An 18,340-nucleotide genomic window follows, 5' to 3' on the forward strand; every position below is an offset into this window, starting at 1 on the left:
TTCCAAGTTATATTTTACTCGATCATTGCGACCTATGCAAGTGTATTGCTATTTGCTTTCGACGATAACTTGCCGTTAATCTCTATCTGTATTATGATAGTAGGAAAATACTCAATATTCATCAAGTCTTTACATAATATGGCAGAATTGTAGCTCCTAATAAGTAGGCTCTATAAGATTCTGACTCATCTTTAAATTGATGGGACAGTTTTTTTTATACCTGCTCTTATTATCTAGCTGCCCATAACATTCCAACAAACCCTCAAAGGTTCAAATCAGACAATTAAACCAGAGATTTGGCTACTGCTAATATCTCTTGATATTTAGGAAGGAGATAGACATGCAAAAAATTGGTTTTTTAGGTCCAAAGGGAAGTTTTTCAGAGGAGGCTATACTTTTATTTTTAGCTGCTCATCCTGATTTAATAGCAACACCCCCAGATCTGATCCCATTTTCAACGATACCCAAATTACTGTTTGCCTGCAATGATCATGAAATCGACTGGGCTTTTGTCCCTTTAGAGAATTCGACAGAAGGTCAAGTAGGCGTAACCATGGATACACTAGGACAAACTGAGCACCTCTTTATTACCCATGAATTTATCCATTCAATTGACCAATGTCTCTTAGCACACGAATCTATGCCACTTGAACAAATCGAACGAATTTATTCTCATGAACAAGCGATCGGGCAATGCAGGGATTTCCTAGAGAACCACCTTCCTAATGCTCAGCAAATCACTTGTCTTAGCACTGCGGAAGCGGCCCATAGAATATCTTCAATCAGAGAAAATTGGGCGGCTATCGGTCCCCGTCGAGCAGCCCGTCTCTATAATTTACATATTCTCAAAGAATGTATCCAAGATGCTACCTTAAACGCCACTCGTTTCGTGATGGTTGGCCATAACCTTGCGGAAATGTCCGACGGCGAAGATAAAACCTCACTATTGGTGATTGCCGAAAACACTCCGGGCTCTTTATATCGGATATTAGGAGAATTTGCCAAACGACATATTAATTTAAGTCGTATAGAATCTCGTCCCTCAAAACGAATACTTGGAGAATATGTTTTCTTTGTTGATGTTGACGGCTATGTCTTTGCTCCTCCCATTCAAGATGTACTTTGGGCATTTAAAGAAGAACACATAGCGGTCAAACTTCTCGGTTCCTACCCCAAAGCACACCCCCAAGAGAGAACTTTTTAAGGAGTGAGGATAAACCTCACTCCTTAATCATATAACTTTTAAATATAACTTTAGATAGACTCTACTTATCGAAAAACATTTTGGGAATCAGCTCACTTATTTCTTCAGGCGAGCATGATCTAGCCTTTTTCTCGGGCTTCTTATCCAAACCTTGTAACCCTATGGGGATTTCCCATCCTGTTAATTGACTTAAGCGTTCCAGCGCTTCCCACTCATCTGAGCAAGTTGATTTTATATCCCTTGCCAAAGCTCGAATTACATTTGAAGAAAACTTAAAAGGACTTGCAGTGGAAGCAATAACTGTGAATGTTTGATCCTTGGTTGCGGTAAGATAATCATCATACACTTTCATTGCAACTGCAGTATGGGGATCAAAGACATATCGATACTCTTCATAACTACTTGCAATTGTATTAAGAGTCTCTTCTTCATTAGCCCATCCAGCATAGACAGTAGCTTGACATTCTTTCAAAGTAGCGGAATCAACCTTAAATTCCCCTCGATTGCTTGCATCATACCAAGACTGAATTTTTTCCGAATCTCGTCCACTCATTTCAAATAGAAAACGTTCAAAGTTGCTGGAGATTAAGATATCCATAGAAGGGGATATGGTTTGAAAAAATGGCCGTTGACCCTGATATACACCCGTTTTGAAAAAATCTGCCAGGACATTATTGGAATTCGAAGCACAAATAATACGGTTGATGGGCAACCCCATGCGTTTAGCATAGTAAGCAGCCTGTAAGTTGCCAAAATTCCCGGTAGGGACTACAACATTTATTTTACTCTCCGGTGTAACCTTACCCTGTTTTACAGCCTGTAAGTATGCCCAGTAATAGTATACTATCTGCGGCAAAAGCCGACCCCAGTTAATAGAATTAGCAGAGGAGAAAATCAACTTATTCTCTTGCATCTGAGTCTTCAAAGTATCAGAAGCAAAAATATTTTTAACAGCTGTCTGACACTGATCGAAGTTACCTCCAACCACACCTACAACATGAGTATTTAAACCTTCAGTCGTTGTCATTTGACGCTCTTGAACCGGGCTTACACCGCCCGCAGGGTAGAAGACAACAATGTGCATTCCCTCTCTGTTTTTGAACCCTTCTAAGGCAGCTTTACCAGTATCCCCAGATGTGGCTACCAGAATTAAGACGTCCTCTTCTCGGTTAAACTGTTTAAGACTGGTTTTTAATAAGTCTGGCAATACTTGCAAAGCCATGTCTTTAAATGCTGCAGTCGGTCCATGCCAAAGTTCCAGAACTCCCAAACTTCCAACGGGCACTAAAGGTGCCGGATCTTCTCCAGCAAATCGACCGTCAGAATAAACTTTGATAATTTCCGCAACTGCTTCCTCAGAGAAATCCGATAAATATGGCATCATAACACGTTTTGCGACCTCACCATATGTTAACCCCTGAAGGTCTTGCCAATTCAAGTTGGGAAACGTCGAAGGAACAAAAAGTCCCCCGCCTGGTACCATTCCTAATGTGATAGCTTGTGACGCTGTTTGACCGTAAAGATTACCCCGTGTGCTTTCGTACAATCCATTTCCCTCCTTGACCCCTTTAACTCGATTAATTATTTACATTCTATTTGCTGTATATTCGCCTTATAAGAATAAATTTCCTTCTTAGTAGTGCAAAGTATATCTAGTCTATAAATTTACTCGACCTTTTGAAGGAAACTCTAATTTATTGTTGAATACCTCTTAAGAAAATCCGCTGATTTCAGAAAGGAGCGCAGAAATGTCAGATTACTCAATCCGCAAATATCGTCAAACTCTTATTATTGGACTTATCGGAGTTGTCAAAGAACTCTTTCCTGGTGAACAACTTAAGATTTCTCACTCTATCCTAGATGGTGTATACTGTGAACTTGAAAATTCTGTACTTTCTTCTAGGGAAATACAGACTATTGAGGATCATTTAAAAGTTTGGGTAGAGTCAGATCAAACAATCTCCTATCAAACCTGTAATGACCATCTATATCATTGCCAAGTTGATCTGGATTTGATCACCACAATCTATCCTCCTCTGGAACGGTCCGGGTCTTTAAAACATTTTAAGCTCATCCATTTTCTGCCTGGGTTTATCATTCTCTTTCCTAACGTAAACCATCCTGAATCTCTGTCTCCTTTTGTTCCACCAGAAAAACTATCTGCGACATTTTCAGAAACCCAAAGATGGCTTGAAAACTTACACCTTTCCTATGTTCATGATGTGAATGCTATTATTTCAAGTAAGTCTTCTCAAGACCTGATCTATTTGGCAGAAGCTTTGCACGAAAAGACGATTTCTTCAATTGCTGACCGAATCTTTAGTCAACGTTCAAAAGTCAGAGTTATCCTTATTTCCGGTCCTACATCTTCCGGAAAAACAACCTTTGCTCAACGATTGTCCACCCAATTACGGGTTAACGGTCTCCGCCCAGTGGCTTTATCCCTCGATAATTACTTCTTACCCCGGGATAAGACCCCAGTGGACAGTAACGGCCAATACGATTTTGAGTGCTTAGAGGCTCTGGATTTACCTCTCTTGGCGGATCAATTAAACGCCTTGATCGGAGGATCTGAAGTGGAAACTCCACTCTTTGATTTTGTTTGTGGCGGGAGATGCCAATCCGGAAGAACCATGCGCTTAGGTTCTGACGAAATTCTTGTAATTGAAGGAATTCATGCTCTTAACCCCTCATTACTCCCTTCACTCGACCGTTCACAAATGTTTAAGATATATGTCAGCGCCCTATTCCAGCTCAATATTGATGCTTATACTCGAGTTTCTACGACTGAAGTTCGGCTCATACGCCGTCTTGTCAGGGACAATCAATTTCGGGGAACTGAACCTGCTCGAACACTAGCACAATGGGATAGTGTTCGTCGAGGAGAAAATAATAACATCTTTCCCTATCAGGAAGAAGCAGATGTCATGTTTAACTCTAGCCTCTTGTATGAACTTAATGCCTTACGCCCATATGCAGAGCATTTATTAGTCTCAATTACTCCGGAATGCCCTGACTATGAAATGGCTGTTCACCTTTTAACCCTGTTATCCTTTTTTGAGATATTAGATATTTCTACGGTTCCTTTCAACTCTATTTTAAGAGAGTTTTTAGGAGGAAGCGCTTATAATGTATAACCCAACCAGACCACATTTCAACCACCCGGCTATTCAGGAAATAGCCTAGCTTTATATAATTGTACAATAAAGTGCGAAGAGATGATGCTCTTCGCACTTTATTGTACAATTACCTTTTTGCTATTTGTCGCTAGCAAGCTTACCAGCTTTTGCATAATTTTCCTTTAGCATATCCCGAATAATAATCGAGATATTTTCTGGAGCCGCTCCAGTTGACTCTATAATTGCCTGGGTAACTTTTTCTACTAGTAATCGTTTTTGATCAAGGGTGCGTCCTTCTAATAAATCAATTTGTACAAATGGCAATGTTTTTCCCTCCAGATAATTTTAATTACTAATTTTATCGTTTTTTGAAACCAATAAAGCCGAAAAAGAAAGCCCCCGCCGCTCTGCCAGTTGATAAATGTGTTCCGGCTCTTTTATCAACTGGCACTTTTCTGTTCTAAGGCACCTTTTTATTGCATGCTCCAATCTTAAAGCTTCACTCCACGTCCCAACTTCCCAAGCTTGGGCTAAAGTAACCGGTAGATGGGAAGAGGTGTATTTTGCACCTTTCTTACCGGAAGAACCTCGGTTGTGTTCTTTAATCCTGCGGTCTAAATCTGTGGTTGCGCCAGTATAAAGTGTGTTATTTCCGCACCTTACCAGGTATACCCAATAACCCATACTCTACTCCTTAGGCCAAAACTCAAGAACGGGAAGACTAGGAAGTAAACTGAGTTCAAAACACAAGCCTAAATATTTATTTAATCCACACTCCAGTGAGCTATCTAAACCATAGTTAAACTGGGCAAAATATCCGACCCAGAAACCATGTGTCCCTCCAAGCATGGTTTGACAGGTCAAGATAACATCCTCCATATTACAAAGTGCCTTAACTTTAGCCTCGATAAGCAGTTTATGGATGATCCTAATCTCTTGCTCTCGCTCAGATAAGAGTAATTTCGGGAATGCCCACACTGCATATGTCATAGAACAACCAGTAAATTTCAGCCACTCTTCGCCCAAATCATAGATATAACAGTCGGGCTGAAGTAAAGCCGCTTGAATGGCTGCATCTCCAATGAGGAGGGCTGCATCAGCAACTAAAAACATTTCTTGGAGATTGGCAGACATGGTCAAATAGTGTGGCATTACCCCATAGTAATGATGGAGTATAATCTTTGTCAAATTTACGGAAGTTGCCGAAGCGTCTGTTAAGGCGACTGTTAAACCATCTAAATCCTTTAAGGGTACTTTCGAGAATAGGATAATCGATCCCACTCGTCCTTTTGTAGAAACCGAGAGATTGGGTAATATTGCGTAATCCTTCCAATGCTCACCGTAGGAGAATGCGCTGATGGGTGCCATATCTATCTCACCGGCAGCTAACATGGCGTTATGCCCTGTTGGCTCAGCTACAACCGATTCAATTAAAGGATGGTTCATATCTAAGAAATGGAACATGGGTAACATATTTGTATTTGGGTTATGTCCGATGCGTATCATGCCTATACCCCCATGTATGAGATCATTTTTTAACAGTATTGCGCAATTCCCCGATTCCTTGAATCTTTACGACAATTTCATCTCCGGGGCGAACAGGGCCTACTCCTTCCGGTGTTCCAGTAAGTACAACGTCGCCAGGATTAAGTGTCATAACTTGAGATATAAAGCTTATAAGTTTAGGAACTGGGGTTATAAAATTACGCGTATTTGAAGATTGCTTTATTTCACCATTAAGTGTTGACTGAATATCTAACTGACTGGAGTCCAAATCCGTCACAACCCAGGGGCCGATGGGACAAAAGGTGTCAAAGGATTTCGAACGGGTCCATTGACCATCCTTTTTTTGCAGATCTCTGGCTGTAACATCATTTGCACAGGTATAACCGAAAATTCCTTCTACGGCATCAATTTCAGTAGCTTCCTTAATAGTTTTCCCTATGACCACAGCCAGTTCAGCCTCATAGTCTACTTGTTGGCTGATTTTTGGATAGACGATCTCTGCGTCCGGGCCAATAACACTAGTTTCAGGTTTTATAAAAATTACCGGGTCATCCGGTAATGAATGTTCCAACTCTTGGGCATGCAAAGCATAGTTTAGCCCAACACATACTACTTTACTAGGCTCTACAGGGGCAAGCAAGGTTACCTCATCAATTGACAGCATAGTGCCTGTAGGCTTACTAAGGGGGTTGAGAAATGATCCATCCAGTACCCGCACTTTTTCTCCTTCAATGATTCCATATCCAATCCCACTATTACTGCGAAAACGTACAAATTTCATGAGATCAACCCTCTCTATCTTTCTGGGGAAGCAAACCCTTCTCTTCCCTGTACATCTTGCAAAACTCGGATACTGGGCAAGCCTCACATCCCGGCTTTCGGGCATTACATATTCTCCTCCCATGAAAAATGAGAAGATGGTGAAGCAGTGACCATTTATCTTGTGGAAAGAGCCCCATTAATTCTTCTTCAACTTTTTCAGGGGTTTTACCATTTGAGAGACCCAAGCGATGGGCGACTCTAAACACATGGGTATCTACTGCAATTGAAGGAATTCCAAAGGCATTGCTGACAACGACATTAGCTGTTTTTCTTCCTACTCCAGGTAGCCCTTTCAGCGACTCCAAATCCCAAGGTACCTGTCCCTGAAAGTTTTCCACTAATACCTGGCAGGCAGCAAGAATATTCTTAGCCTTATTATGGTAAAGGCCCAAAGAACGAATTTTGTTTTCAAGCTTAGCTTGCCCTAAATCCAGAACTGCCTGGGGGGAATTTGCTTCAGCAAATAGCGAAGCAGTGACAAGATTAACTCTTTCGTCTGTGCATTGTGCAGATAAGATTGTTGCAATTAAAAGTTCGAAGGGCGTGTTGTACTCTAACTCGCAGTGTGCATCAGGAAATCTCTCCTGTAAAGCATCAAAAATTAACATCGAAACTGGCTCTTTAGAACCAATCTGTAACATACTGTTACCTCCGCAGACTAACTTAAGACTTCCTGAATAAAGATTGTGCGTTTCCCTACCATATTGTACTCTTTCACCGCATTTGACCCAAATTCAGATTCATCAAAAACTCGCACGATTGGTCTTGCAGGCATGCTCAGATTCTGATCGACTACAACCCCAATCTCACCTGTATTAAGTCTTACTGTAACCCCGGTGGGATAAGCTGCGATATTCTTGAGAAAAATCCTAATCATTTCTAAGGGATATAGTACCCCAGCAAGACCCATAAGAATTTCACAAGCCTCGTATGGCATAATTCGTTTAACATTGCTGTGGTCAGAAGTCAGCTTGTCGTAGAGATCCGCAATAGCTACAATCTGGGCCAGAGGATGAATTTCGCCCTCTTTCAAGCGTCGGGGATAGCCTGTTCCATTGATATGTTCATGATGCTGAAAAGCGATGTGGGCGACGACCAGATTAAGATCTTTTCGTTTTCTAAGATCTTCAAATCCCAGGATTGTATGCGTTTTAAGAACTTCAATTTCTTCTTCTGTTAAATCAACTTTTGATATAAGCTTTGGATCAAGATGAATCTTGCCAAAATCATGCATTATTGCGCCAATAGCTAAGGTCTCTAGTTTTTCTCGGTCAAGCATTAAGGCCTTACCAAGAATAGTCGAAAGGACACATACGTTGACAGAATGGGCAAACATCTGGTTGTCTAGGCTGCGCATATCCATCATATTAACTAGTATATCCTTTTTAAAGAGGATCTCTTCGACAATTTTATTGATAATTCTTTTCAGGTCAAAACCATCCAGATCTTTGCCTAACCGCACCGACCTTGTGCTTTTCTCAAGAATTTCCATAGCCTCACGGCGATGCTCTTCGCTAATAACATCTTCGACAATTACATCGTCAAAACGATCATCTTCAATATAAAGTATGGAAATTCCCATATCCCTTAATTTCGCAATATACAACGGAGTAAGCTTAACACCTTTACCTAACAGGACTCTGCCTGTGCTGGAGAAGATTGTCTTACCTAATATATCACCCATCTTTAACGAATTAACACTTACCTGCCGCACTTATCGGTCTGCTCCTTCCTATGGAAGCATAGTTTTCAACCCAACAATACAATCCTACACTATTTTCAACATTTTTCCCAGTCCTCAATATAAAAGTATAATGACTGAATCGAATATTGGGAGTATACTATAAAAGCAATTTCGCAAATGAGGTAACAATAATGTTTTTTGATCTAATTATAATCTGCACTCTTGGTTTTTTTGCTGCGATGGTTGATGCAATAGCCGGTGGAGGTGGGCTTATTAGTTTACCCGCTTTGCTTATGGTGGGTATACCCCCTCACTTGGCACTTGGGACTAATAAATTTTCTGCTTCCTTAGCTTCTTTAAACAGTTCCATTACCTTTGCTCGTTCAGGAAAAGTTCACTTTCCGCTGGTCAAATGGCAAATCCCCTTTACATTATTGGGCGCTGCCCTGGGTGCTTGGGCCGTGCTTCGTGTCAGTTCAGATTTTTTAAACAAAGCTGTTCTTGTCTTAATACTTGTAGTAGGAATTTATACCTTTGTCCATAAAAACCTTGGCATGGAGAATACGTTTAAAGGACTAACCCCCTTCAACACAATTATTGGCTGTCTATTCGCACTTATCTTAGGATTTTATGATGGTTTTTTTGGCCCGGGAACAGGATCCTTCCTGATTTTTTCGTTCATCGCACTATTTGGATTTGATTTTGTTATTGCTTCTGCCAATTCTAAAGTTCTGAATTTCACCAGTAATATCGCATCCCTTTTTCTATTCGCTTGGAATGGAAAGGTTCTCTATTCCTATGGTGTTCCAATGGCAGTATTCATGATTTTGGGCTCCTATGTCGGAACGAGGCTGGCTATTCATCGAGGTGCAGCACTTGTGAAACCTTTGTTCATTATAATGTCTCTTTTAGTTGGTGCAAAACTAATCCTTCAGTATATATAAGGAATGCTGTACATAGAGACTTCTATGGGGTAATCTACGACTAGAAGTTAACAACGCCCAAGAAACGGGTGTCTCGGAATCGAATAACCTAGATAAGCAGCTCTGATAAGAGATTTTGTAAAGAAGTAAACTAAACCCTATATCGAATAGTAGAAAAGACTCCCGATAAGTCTAAGCTTATCAGGAGTCTTTTGAATAATCTCTTTAAAAGTTCACTTGGGATCCATCTCCCAAGACTCGAGTCCTCTTGGATAACCTTGAGGCTTTTGGAGTTTGGGGTGAGTATTATCAGCTAGTCCAAACAAGCGTACTCTAAGCCAGTTCGTGCCTGTTTGGGCACTTATTAATAAATATCCTTGTGTATCATTTTGAAAGCGAAAATCCAGGATTCCATAAGATACCGTGGCATCTTGACCTCGGATGACATAAGACACCGGCAACGAATGAGTATGCCTTTCGACTATTGCGAGGTTAGCTTGGCGAACTGCTTGATATAGCGTACTTGAGTCTTGGCAAATACCTCCACCTATGTCTCTGATCATCGACCGATCAACAAAAACTATGGCTGGAGAATAACCCGAAGCAGCTGTACGCTCTCCCACTACTTCATTAAATGAAAACACCCCGCCAGGAGGAATTAAGCGATTATTTAAGGCCATGGCAGCCAAACGGACGTTATTAGTACGCTGTTCTTCATGAGGGTTGAAAAATGTCGAGTAGTCCCCCAAAACATCTCCAATTTTAGCTATATCATAAGTGCTTGGCTGAGGTTGAACAATATTAACCACTGCTTCAACTCGTTCTTGCTCATGTTCTTGGGAAAGTTTCAGCCAGGTTGCCTCAACATTAACTTCTATTCCAGTTAAACTATTGGTTCTTTTCAATTGACCATCCACAAACTCTATTGTAGCAATACGCGCAGGTTGATTGATTCTCTGGCTGAATTCTTGCAGCTGTGAAATACCTTCTTCTTTATTTAAACTAAGATCGCCCATTCGGAGAACATTTAAAGGACGAGTTAGATTTTGAAGAACATCTGAAATCAATGATCCTGTTGCTGGAGGATAGACAAGATCCAACCATTGTTCAATCGCAGCGTTAGTCCTCTCCCACTTAAGAGGATATACCTCTTCTTCATACGTAATAGCATCTGGTATTTTCTCTCTTATTTGAGCAGATACTTGTTCTCTACTCAAATGGGAAATATCATGGCCCCAAATGAATAGGCCTGCAGGTGCCTGATCACGCGTTTTGCCATAAGAAACAACGGCTCCAAACCCTAGTGTAACACATAGTTGCAGCAATAAGACTAAGATAAGTAACCATGCTTTTTTCATAGTTGTTATTTCTCATTATTCTTTCCTTAGTTTTTTTGCAAATGAGAAGTAACTTCCATCAATGTACTTCTCGTTGTAATGTGTGTTACCATTTCGGGTGTAATGAATTCACCGGCATGTAAGATATCTGCATTGTCCAAAATTATGTCTTTGTCTACTTTTTTTCCGATAAAATATTGAAGTTGTCGCTGCTCAAAGAGATTAAAATCAGTTTCAGGTTCTTCAAGAACATCTGCCTTTTCAAATAAATCTGGTCGAGGGTCTACTTCTTCAACAGGCTCTTGATTGGTTTCTTCCATAATTTGGTAGTTATTAACTTGATCTTCCGTAACTTCATCTTCTACAAATATTCCTGGTGTTACGGTTGAATTTAATAATTCGTCGTTCGATGCAAAGCTCTCAAACGCAACGGGAGTAGATTCTTCTTCAATTATTAGTAGCTCTTTCCCGAGTGTAATAATTTTTTCGGCCTGAATTTCTTGCATCTCTCCATCGGATTCAAAGAGACAGGAAGCAATGCGACCAGTTTCCTCGTTGATAATTACTTCTCTTACCTCGCCAATGAGTTGACCCTTTTTAGTTAAAACTTTTGTTCCAATTACTCGGATATCCTGTTTTAATAAATTTTGAATCTCTGAATTTTGAGCTACATCTTGTATGACATCCTGATTCGGAATAGTAATTGCAAACTCTCCAATACCTAATAAGTCTGTATAAGCAATAACTTTTGCACCAAAATAGTCCGAAGGTTGATCAATAATTATAAAATCCAAGGATTTTCCCTGGGGGTTAAGAACTAAATCTTTTACAACCCCAATTTGGGTTCCATCTGAAATACTAATAACTCGCAAGCCAATTATAATTTTTGTTGCTTTCACAGGCTAATGCCTCCTAATCATTAAATATTTGTTTGCTAAGATTCTCTTTGATTATCCATGCATCAAAGCGGCGCCGAAGTTCCGGATTAAACTGTGCTAAACATGTCTTAACGTAATTGTTTAATTCTATTAAGGACTCGGAGTCCTCCATATTATTTAGCAGCCAATAACAATCCATTATTAGACACAAGGCTAAATCCGGTACTGGATTTAACCCTAAAGCGTGAAGGAAATAACGGGACGCTTGACTGAAATTTCCCGCTTGCTTTTCTCTAAATCCTAAATCAATAAGTTCATCAATGGCTAAACCACTTAATTCTGACTCATTACTACTTTCGAAAAATATATCATCGAATATAGTCTCACCTGATATCGTTTCTTCTACTATTATTTTTTCAGCTACTGTTTTTTCTACTATTGCTTCTTCTACTATTGTTTTTTCTACTATTGCTTCTTCTACTATTGCTTCTTCTACTATTGCTTCTTCTACTATTGCTTCTTCTACTATTGCTTCTTCTACTATTGCTTCTTCTACTATTGCTTCTTCTGTAATCGGATCGTTTCCGCCAAATACTTTATAGTTTTTAATTTTTGGCCACATTGTCCCTAAAATCATCAAAACAAGCACTGACAAAATCCACAATGCTATCAAGCCTGAGCGAAGCGCATACGGAAACATCAAGACAGCACAACTTAACAGAACAGAAATTAAAAATGCTCTCATTCTGGTTAATCCTAACATCTTCGCTTGCCAAATTAAAAACGCAATAAATGGAATACTTATTAAAACAACAGTAATATTATATGTCAGAACATGGGTCCCCCCCTTATATTAATTCAGTGTTTGTTTAAAAATTCGACAGAAGTCCTGTTTCTCCTTCTTCTTACTCTTTGAATTGCATTTTTTTTGATGCATTTTCCAAAAACTTTCTTTAGGGAAACAAATTATAAGCAAAGGATTATTCGATTTAAAAGAGAATACTATATATAGTTTGTCCTAATTCAATTATCCTCTGATTATACTCTTTTAGATTTCGGGTTATAGGGGGCACACATCTATGTCAAGTCATCAGAGAATGGATTCAGAAAACAACTCTACATTGATGGAACGGATTCAGCTATTAGAAAGCCAACTGGAAGAAATCCGATTACAGACAAATGTTCTTTTAGATATTGCCCGCGCACTAAATGCATCTCTTGATCCTAAAGTTATTGCAGCTAATATTATAAGCGCTATTGCTTCCCTTATTAGCATTGATCAAGCGAGTGTATGTTTATTCAATGAAAACACACAAGAGTTTGAAGTGATTGGAGTTTTTGATTCACGTACAATCACTCCAAAAATTCCATCAAATCTTGATTTCTCTTTTCTCGCTGAAGTGTTAGCTAAAGGTGTAACTTATTATTGCTCACCTGGCAACAGAACACAGGAATGGGAATGGATATGTTGCCTACCACTTCAAAATGCTCAGCATAAGACCGGCACCATAAATATTCACGCCATTAGACAACCCGAAATAACTCCTGAGCAAATGCAATTTCTTGAAACTGTTGCTGGTCATGCTACTTCAGCCTTGGAGAATGCACTTTTGTATGCCATAGTAGAACGAGAATCAATTACTGACGGCTTAACCGGAGTCTATAATCATCGTTATTTTCAAAAGCGCTTGCATGAATATATTTCCCTTTGCCAACGTCATAAAAGATCTGTAACCTTTGGCCTGCTTATAGTTGATGTTGATAACTTCAAACAATTTAATGATTGCTACGGGCATCTATTCGGAGATACCGTTCTTAAAACCATTGTACGAGAGCTTAGAAACAATTTAAGAGAAGAAGATCTAATTGCCAGGTACGGAGGAGAAGAGTTCGTTGTTCTTATTCCAGAAGCAACGGAGAAAATTGTCTTATTTATCAGTGAAAAGATTCGGGAAGTGGTTGAGAATACCAAAGTATATCATCAAACATCTGCTTATGTATCTGTTACCGTGAGTATCGGTGCTACTTTATGGCACCCCTCCGATACTCCCTCATCCGTAATCTTAAGAGCAGATCATGCTCTGTATGAAGCCAAAACTACCGGACGCAACCAAAGTATCTATCGTTAATACTGCCGGGGCAGCAATTAAAAATTTTACAGCCTTCGATAAAACAAAAAAAACACCCATTAAGGGTGTTTTATTGAATTCCATCACATGAAGATTATCTAACTAGGCTTGAACTGCTCTGGGTAATGTGCCATTACTTTTTGGTAAGTTAGTCGTTAATTTCACAAGTTGACAGCACGAAGCAGTAATTACGACTGCACATCCCCCTAAAAATCCACCAATTATTAATATAGGAATGAAAGCTAACATAATAACTCCCCCTCTCAGATTGTTCTTCTTTTCACTAAACTATTGAGCAACAGCATTAATTGTTCTGATCTTCACTATTATAATATCAGACATATAAATAAAAAGAAAGTGATTGTGATCACTTTCTTAAAATTTAACTCTTTAGAATAATCTAAATGTTCTTATTAATCTTTGATCTGTCATCTCCACACTGTACTCTGCTCTGTATAACTCACTTGTTTTTTACTAAAGTCATTAATCCATTGAGTAAATGCTTGAGACTCCACTTCTGGTACATGTACAAGTAGCTGCACAACCTCACTAAAATCTTCCTTCGAAATTAACCAATTTCGAAGACCAAATTGATACTTAATCATTTCATACCATTCATAAGGCACATTTAAATGGTACACCTGATAAAGTGACAATTTCTTTAAGTTGGTCTCATTAATTAACTGCCGAGCTGTTCCGCCATAAGCCCTCGACAGACCTCCAGTCCCCAGCAGTACACCGCCAAAGTATCTCACCACAACCACTAACACATTCCATATATCTCCATGCTGTAAAATATCCATTACAGGGCGGCCACCTGTCCCCTGAGGTTCTCCATCATCCGAAGACTTCTCAATTAATCCTTCATATAATCGATAGGCATAGACGTAATGGCGAGCGTTGGGATAGTTATCACGAATATTTTTCATTGCCATGTCCAATTGATCTATTGAGGTCAGTGGAACCACAATTCCTATGAAGCGGGATTTATCAATTATTTGCTCCCATGTATTCAATTCTGAGATTGTGTTAAAGGATTTCACGTTACATCCCCTGATTACGAGCTTGAGCCTTAGCTAAAAAAGAATCGGCATCAATGACAAAACGTTCATGCTTTCCTACACCAATCTGTCCAGCATCATCAAATGCTTCTACCGTGAAAACCAGTTTACGACGGTCCACTTCAACAAGTTCAGCGATCGCAAAAATATTAGCACCTATAGGGGTTGCGGCATTATGTTTAATTGTTAAGGAAGTTCCTACACTTGATTGTCCTTCAGGCAATTCTAAGGCATTAACAGCAGCCTGTTCCATGAGTGCGACCATTGCAGGAGTTGCAAAGACTTCAAGCTGTCCACTCCCCATGGCTTTTGCTGTATTTAAGGTACTTACAGTTGTCTGGGCCCGTCCTTTTCTTCCAACATTTAAATCCAAAGCGAACACATCCTATTCTTTGTAAGATTATCGATTTTCTCAATTAGTTTACCACAAAAACAGATAATAGCGTTGTGGTTTTTTCACAACGCTATTATCCGTTTCGTTCTAATGAAGGTTGGCACATTCCTTAAGCTCTAACAGCCAGTAAAGATAACAAGCGGAAAGGAATATCGAAATATTCTGCTTGCTAAATGAGTTCGTCATAAAATATCAATGATGAGCTCCCTGTGAAATGTCACTCAGAGCATCTCCTGCTTCATTGACATGAATTTTTTCAATCGCTAAGTCTCCTAATGCTACGATCCCGACGATACTTCCCTGTTCCAAAACGGGTAATCTCCTAATTTGATTATCGGCCATTATACGAGCAGCTTCGTGTACATCTTGATCCGAAGTCACTGTAATAACCTGTGAGTTCATTATATCCTTGGCGGATACACTGCTAACACTCTTTCCATCGGCTATAACCTTCAGAACAATATCTCTGTCAGTAATAATACCTAAGACTTTCTGCCCTTCACATACAGGAATTGAGCCAACATCATTACGCTTCATCAAGCGTGCAATTTCTTCAACCGAAGAACTAGGAGCAACTGTCTCAACCTGTCTAGTCATAACGTCGCGAACTTTCATACTAATCCCTTCCTTTTATCAAGATTTCATCTTTATCAAGGATAGTATGAGCAACTAAATACAGAATCATGCAAGATTAAAATGGCTTTATGGCTTTTTCCCTGAAACAATTGCTACAACACCGCCAGCTAAATTAGTAAAACAGGTATCCTTTAGTCCACACTCTGCAAAAATCCGTACTAATTCTTCTTGGGCAGGGAACTCTCGAGCTGAGTCATGCAGATATTGATAGGCACTAGCTTTTCTCGTCCAAACCTTACCCATTAAAGGAATAAGTTTTTCGAAATATAACCAATAAGCCTGTTTAAATCCTAATAATGAAGGCTTAGCCATATCCAGTGAAACAACTTTTCCTCCAGGCTTAACCGTTCTTATCATTTCTTTTAATCCTAGTCTTAAATCCGGTAAATTTCTTAATCCCCAGCCCACTGTAACACCGTCAAAGGAATTATCAGAAAAGGGAAGTTCCATAGCATTCCCTTGAATAAAACGAATATGAGCTGGATTTGAAGCTTGTTGCAAGGATTTTTCGGCGACCTCAAGCATTTTTTGGGAAAAATCTAACCCTGTCACGTTTCCTTCTGAGCCCACAGCATTTCCTAGTTCGAGCGATAGTTGACCCGTACCACAACAAACGTCAAGGATATGCATACCTGGCATTGCCCCTACCTTCTGAACGGCAAGACGCCGCCATCCTTTATCCATTCCTAGGCTCATTAAGGTATTCATCAAATCGTATCGAGGTGCAATCGAATTAAATGTCTCTTTTACATATGTAGCCTTATCTTTCCCTGCAAAATCCATCATAATCTCCCTATCTAATGATTTATAGTTAGTATTAACATTTTCTTAAATACTACCCTTACATTAAGCATTTGTCTAGAGAGCTTGTCGTCTGGTTGAAATTATCTCCCCTCATTCAAAAGCAATATCTTTCATGATTAGACTATCTGGTTAAATCCAGCAAAAATCATACTGTATATTGCAGTATACTTATATACACAGTATACTGTAATAAACAGTTAGGAGGTATCAACTTGAGTAGGTCTAAACAGAGTCGTCACACCAATGCATTTATTCTTCTCCTTTTAGAAAAGTCTTCTTCTGCCTATGGAGCACAGATTCTTTCAAGTTTGCAGGAAGAATTGCCATTTTGTTTAACTGACAGTCCAAGTGTTTATCGTGCCCTTCAAGATATGGAGGAAAAGCAATGGGTAGAATCGAGCTGGAAGACTTCAGAGACTGGTTCTCCACGAAAATGGTATTCCATCACTCCTTCCGGACAAGCTGCTCTTAAAAATTATGCTCTAGACATTAGTCAACGCAAAGAAAATTTGGAGTATTTTCTTAACAACTATACCCAAATCATTAATGACAAGTCTGAGAGGGGTATCCAAGATGATAAAATCTAATCAGCCCATTGAGTATTCTACAATTGGTATACTTTCATTAGCTCATATGTTAAATGACATGTATAGTAACTACTTACCACAAATGCTTCCCTTTCTAGTAGCCGCAACAGCTCTTAACGCCACTAAAGCAGCAATATTAGTCTCAGCGTTTACTATCAGTTCTTCTTTCATACAACCTGTCTTTGGCTATTTTCTTGATCGCCAAGGGAAACGATGGCTTGTACACGTAGGAACCTTATGGATGGCAATTATGCTCAGTTTGACCGGCTTAGTCAACAACTACCTGCTTTTAGTACTCTTAGCCAGTCTTGCCGGTCTCGGAACAGCTGCCTTTCATCCTCAAGCATCAACAATGATAACTGTTGTCAGCGGTGATCGTAAAGCAGTTCTACTCTCCACATTTATCGCCTTTGGAAACATCGGTTTTGCACTCAGCCCCCTAATACTCGTTCCCCTATTTCAGAACTATGGTCTCAGAGCGACAATTTATACGATTATCCCAGGTATCATTGTCGCACTGTTATTATACTTTTTCGCCCCCAATAATCATGTACTTCGTGGGGGAAGTACGCCACCTACTCTGGCCGAGGTATGGCTTTCGTTACTGAAAGCTCGCCAAGAACTTTTGGCCATTACTAGTGTCATTGCCATTCGTGCTTTGGCCTATACCGGTTTGTTAACCATTCTCCCCTTATATTTCCACGAACAACATCTTTCCTCTACAACCTCTAGTCATTTAGTCTTCATAATGCTCTTTTCTGGAGCAATCGGAGGAATTTTAGGGGGGTATATTTCGGATCGATTTGGTCGGAAACCTTTAACGATCGGTTCTCTTGTCCTAGCAACACCATGCTTTTACGGTTTCCTTTACACAAATGGCACTTTGAGCGTTGTTTTGCTAGCTCTTGCCGGTGCCTGCTTGTTATCCAGTTTTTCCGTAACTGTGGTTGCAGCTCAAGAAGCCATTCCCAATAATAAGTCTCTCGCAGCCGGGTTAACGATGGGATTCGCAGGAGGAATTGGGGGCCTTCTGGTAATTCCTATCGGGAGAATCGGAGATCTTTATGGCCTATCAACTTCGATTTCGGTATTGTTCTTACTCCCACTTCTTGCCGGACTTACTGCATTATTTATGAGAAATCGACCTGCCGCAAATGCACAACGGATTGCCGCACGATAATTTATTGTTACAGTGTTCAAACTATTAATTGTAAGGAAGAGTCCTTTCGCTTTTACCGTAATTTGTCTTACAGCCC

Annotated in this window: 20 protein-coding genes; 6 read left to right on the forward strand and 14 right to left on the reverse strand. The window is 39.8% G+C overall.

Annotation, left to right across the window (positions count from 1 at the left end):
• The first annotated feature begins 340 nt into the window (after nt 1–340).
• Nucleotides 341–1,204 carry a prephenate dehydratase gene (gene pheA / locus BLS16_RS08065; RefSeq protein WP_092332071.1) on the forward strand — a complete coding sequence of 288 codons (864 nt, stop codon included), beginning with the start codon at nt 341–343 and terminating at the stop codon, nt 1,202–1,204.
• Nucleotides 1,205–1,265: 61 nt separating this feature from the next.
• On the opposite strand, the gene thrC is transcribed toward pheA, so the two are convergent.
• Nucleotides 1,266–2,750 (reverse strand): threonine synthase, encoded by a 1,485-nt coding sequence (gene thrC / locus BLS16_RS08070; protein ID WP_092332073.1) that lies wholly within the window; start codon nt 2,748–2,750, stop codon nt 1,266–1,268.
• 202 nt (nt 2,751–2,952) lie between these two features.
• On the opposite strand from thrC, the gene BLS16_RS08075 reads away from it, so the two are divergent.
• Nucleotides 2,953–4,341 (forward strand): uridine kinase family protein, encoded by a 1,389-nt coding sequence (locus BLS16_RS08075; protein WP_092332076.1) that lies wholly within the window; start codon nt 2,953–2,955, stop codon nt 4,339–4,341.
• Nucleotides 4,342–4,461: 120 nt separating this feature from the next.
• Here the strand turns inward: BLS16_RS08075 and BLS16_RS08080 are convergent, their stop codons facing one another.
• From BLS16_RS08080 to BLS16_RS08105, 6 genes are read right to left on the reverse strand one after another with little or no spacing between them, the layout of a single operon-like run.
• Nucleotides 4,462–4,647, reverse strand: a complete 186-nt coding sequence (locus BLS16_RS08080; RefSeq protein ID WP_034598897.1) for a 2-hydroxymuconate tautomerase — start codon at nt 4,645–4,647, stop codon at nt 4,462–4,464.
• Between the two features lie 21 nt (nt 4,648–4,668).
• On the reverse strand, nt 4,669–5,007 hold the full coding sequence (locus BLS16_RS08085; protein ID WP_092332078.1) for a GIY-YIG nuclease family protein: 339 nt from the start codon (nt 5,005–5,007) through the stop codon (nt 4,669–4,671).
• Between the two features lie 3 nt (nt 5,008–5,010).
• A complete protein-coding gene (locus BLS16_RS08090; RefSeq protein ID WP_092332081.1) occupies nt 5,011–5,829 on the reverse strand; it encodes a menaquinone biosynthesis protein in 819 nt (272 codons plus the stop codon).
• Between the two features lie 22 nt (nt 5,830–5,851).
• Nucleotides 5,852–6,610: a fumarylacetoacetate hydrolase family protein gene (locus BLS16_RS08095; protein ID WP_092332083.1), complete on the reverse strand. Its 759-nt coding sequence runs from the start codon at nt 6,608–6,610 to the stop codon at nt 5,852–5,854.
• A 4-nt stretch (nt 6,611–6,614) separates the two neighbouring features.
• The gene (gene nth, locus BLS16_RS08100) at nt 6,615–7,292 is read right to left on the reverse strand and encodes an endonuclease III (protein ID WP_092332085.1); all 678 of its coding nucleotides are present in this window, start codon (nt 7,290–7,292) and stop codon (nt 6,615–6,617) included.
• A gap of 17 nt (nt 7,293–7,309) precedes the next feature.
• On the reverse strand, nt 7,310–8,365 hold the full coding sequence (locus BLS16_RS08105; protein WP_092332087.1) for an HD-GYP domain-containing protein: 1,056 nt from the start codon (nt 8,363–8,365) through the stop codon (nt 7,310–7,312).
• A gap of 161 nt (nt 8,366–8,526) precedes the next feature.
• Here BLS16_RS08105 and BLS16_RS08110 point away from each other — a divergent pair, with 161 nt between their 5' ends.
• A complete protein-coding gene (locus BLS16_RS08110) occupies nt 8,527–9,279 on the forward strand; it encodes a TSUP family transporter (RefSeq protein WP_092332089.1) in 753 nt (250 codons plus the stop codon).
• 212 nt (nt 9,280–9,491) lie between these two features.
• Here the strand turns inward: BLS16_RS08110 and BLS16_RS08115 are convergent, their stop codons facing one another.
• The 3 genes from BLS16_RS08115 to BLS16_RS23140 are packed head-to-tail and all read right to left on the reverse strand — an operon-like array spanning nt 9,492 to nt 12,218.
• On the reverse strand, nt 9,492–10,616 hold the full coding sequence (locus tag BLS16_RS08115) for a VanW family protein (protein WP_092332091.1): 1,125 nt from the start codon (nt 10,614–10,616) through the stop codon (nt 9,492–9,494).
• Between the two features lie 26 nt (nt 10,617–10,642).
• The gene (locus tag BLS16_RS08120; protein ID WP_092332094.1) at nt 10,643–11,494 is read right to left on the reverse strand and encodes a PRC-barrel domain-containing protein; all 852 of its coding nucleotides are present in this window, start codon (nt 11,492–11,494) and stop codon (nt 10,643–10,645) included.
• A 13-nt stretch (nt 11,495–11,507) separates the two neighbouring features.
• Nucleotides 11,508–12,218: a hypothetical protein gene (locus BLS16_RS23140; protein WP_143015515.1), complete on the reverse strand. Its 711-nt coding sequence runs from the start codon at nt 12,216–12,218 to the stop codon at nt 11,508–11,510.
• A 334-nt stretch (nt 12,219–12,552) separates the two neighbouring features.
• Here BLS16_RS23140 and BLS16_RS08130 point away from each other — a divergent pair, with 334 nt between their 5' ends.
• On the forward strand, nt 12,553–13,602 hold the full coding sequence (locus tag BLS16_RS08130) for a sensor domain-containing diguanylate cyclase (RefSeq protein WP_092332099.1): 1,050 nt from the start codon (nt 12,553–12,555) through the stop codon (nt 13,600–13,602).
• Nucleotides 13,603–14,030: 428 nt separating this feature from the next.
• Here the strand turns inward: BLS16_RS08130 and BLS16_RS08135 are convergent, their stop codons facing one another.
• The 4 genes from BLS16_RS08135 to BLS16_RS08150 form a co-directional block, all read right to left on the reverse strand.
• The gene (locus tag BLS16_RS08135; protein WP_092332101.1) at nt 14,031–14,645 is read right to left on the reverse strand and encodes an IMPACT family protein; all 615 of its coding nucleotides are present in this window, start codon (nt 14,643–14,645) and stop codon (nt 14,031–14,033) included.
• Between the two features lies 1 nt (nt 14,646).
• Nucleotides 14,647–15,036, reverse strand: coding sequence for a thioesterase family protein (locus tag BLS16_RS08140; protein ID WP_092332104.1), 390 nt, complete (start codon nt 15,034–15,036; stop codon nt 14,647–14,649).
• A gap of 213 nt (nt 15,037–15,249) precedes the next feature.
• Nucleotides 15,250–15,672 carry a CBS domain-containing protein gene (locus BLS16_RS08145; protein WP_092332106.1) on the reverse strand — a complete coding sequence of 141 codons (423 nt, stop codon included), beginning with the start codon at nt 15,670–15,672 and terminating at the stop codon, nt 15,250–15,252.
• Nucleotides 15,673–15,759: 87 nt separating this feature from the next.
• Complete coding sequence (locus BLS16_RS08150; RefSeq protein ID WP_092332108.1) at nt 15,760–16,476, reverse strand: demethylmenaquinone methyltransferase; 717 nt, start codon at nt 16,474–16,476, stop codon at nt 15,760–15,762.
• Nucleotides 16,477–16,709: 233 nt separating this feature from the next.
• Here BLS16_RS08150 and BLS16_RS08155 point away from each other — a divergent pair, with 233 nt between their 5' ends.
• On the forward strand, nt 16,710–17,084 hold the full coding sequence (locus BLS16_RS08155; protein ID WP_092332111.1) for a PadR family transcriptional regulator: 375 nt from the start codon (nt 16,710–16,712) through the stop codon (nt 17,082–17,084).
• Nucleotides 17,071–18,264, forward strand: a complete 1,194-nt coding sequence (locus BLS16_RS08160) for an MFS transporter (protein ID WP_092332113.1) — start codon at nt 17,071–17,073, stop codon at nt 18,262–18,264. Before BLS16_RS08155 ends, BLS16_RS08160 begins: the two co-directional genes overlap by 14 nt.
• The last annotated feature ends 76 nt before the right edge of the window (nt 18,265–18,340 follow it).

Origin of the sequence: Desulfosporosinus hippei DSM 8344 (genome assembly GCF_900100785.1) — a bacterium.
GTDB classification, from domain to species: Bacteria; Bacillota; Desulfitobacteriia; order Desulfitobacteriales; family Desulfitobacteriaceae; genus Desulfosporosinus; species Desulfosporosinus hippei.

Bases quoted from the DNA above. Each gene is read 5' to 3' on its own strand.
- pheA (WP_092332071.1), top strand. From the start codon at position 341: ATGCAAAAAATTGGTTTTTTAGGTCCAAAGGGAAGTTTTTCAGAGGAG.
- BLS16_RS08075 (WP_092332076.1), top strand. From the start codon at position 2,953: ATGTCAGATTACTCAATCCGCAAATATCGTCAAACTCTTATTATTGGA.
- BLS16_RS08085 (WP_092332078.1), bottom strand. From the start codon at position 5,007: ATGGGTTATTGGGTATACCTGGTAAGGTGCGGAAATAACACACTTTAT.
- BLS16_RS08090 (WP_092332081.1), bottom strand. From the start codon at position 5,829: ATGATACGCATCGGACATAACCCAAATACAAATATGTTACCCATGTTC.
- BLS16_RS08095 (WP_092332083.1), bottom strand. From the start codon at position 6,610: ATGAAATTTGTACGTTTTCGCAGTAATAGTGGGATTGGATATGGAATC.
- nth (WP_092332085.1), bottom strand. From the start codon at position 7,292: ATGTTACAGATTGGTTCTAAAGAGCCAGTTTCGATGTTAATTTTTGAT.
- BLS16_RS08110 (WP_092332089.1), top strand. From the start codon at position 8,527: ATGTTTTTTGATCTAATTATAATCTGCACTCTTGGTTTTTTTGCTGCG.
- BLS16_RS08115 (WP_092332091.1), bottom strand. From the start codon at position 10,616: ATGAAAAAAGCATGGTTACTTATCTTAGTCTTATTGCTGCAACTATGT.
- BLS16_RS23140 (WP_143015515.1), bottom strand. From the start codon at position 12,218: ATGAGAGCATTTTTAATTTCTGTTCTGTTAAGTTGTGCTGTCTTGATG.
- BLS16_RS08130 (WP_092332099.1), top strand. From the start codon at position 12,553: ATGTCAAGTCATCAGAGAATGGATTCAGAAAACAACTCTACATTGATG.
- BLS16_RS08145 (WP_092332106.1), bottom strand. From the start codon at position 15,672: ATGAAAGTTCGCGACGTTATGACTAGACAGGTTGAGACAGTTGCTCCT.
- BLS16_RS08150 (WP_092332108.1), bottom strand. From the start codon at position 16,476: ATGGATTTTGCAGGGAAAGATAAGGCTACATATGTAAAAGAGACATTT.
- BLS16_RS08160 (WP_092332113.1), top strand. From the start codon at position 17,071: ATGATAAAATCTAATCAGCCCATTGAGTATTCTACAATTGGTATACTT.